This is a genomic window from Streptomyces ochraceiscleroticus (genome assembly GCF_000720485.1).
GTDB lineage: Bacteria > Actinomycetota > Actinomycetes > Streptomycetales > Streptomycetaceae > Streptomyces > Streptomyces ochraceiscleroticus.
In genome coordinates this window covers 1-438 of the sequence record NZ_JOAX01000093.1, presented here as the reverse complement: position 1 = coordinate 438, position 438 = coordinate 1, and the positions used below count along the sequence as shown (strand labels likewise).

The 438-nt window shown below is 58.7% G+C and carries 1 rRNA gene; it reads left to right on the top strand.

Features of this window, described 5'->3' with window-relative positions:
* Positions 1-87, top strand: a 16S ribosomal RNA gene (locus tag IG84_RS0137325); the annotation flags it as partial.
* Positions 88-438 lie beyond the last annotated feature (351 nt).

The following is a 438-nucleotide window of genomic DNA, read 5'->3' as shown; positions in this document are numbered from 1 at the left end:
AGGGAATCGTCGAAGGTGGGACTGGCGATTGGGACGAAGTCGTAACAAGGTAGCCGTACCGGAAGGTGCGGCTGGATCACCTCCTTTCTAAGGAGCACTCAAGTCGGTTCGCCGACTCAGAGGCCACAACGCAGGCGAACGTCCTGCGGTGGTTTGCTCATGGGTGGAACGTTGACTACTCGGCACACTCGGTTGGACCTCACTAGTACTGCTTCGGCGTGGAACGTGATGGATCATCTGGATGTGTCGGGCACGCTGTTGGGTGTCTGAGGGCACGGACGAAAGTTCGTACCTTCAAACGCCGGCCCCAGTGCACTCCGGATCTGATCCGGGGGTGATGGGTGGCTGGTCGTTGCTTGAGAACTGCACAGTGGACGCGAGCATCTGTGGCCAAGTTTTTAAGGGCGCACGGTGGATGCCTTGGCACCAGGAACCGAT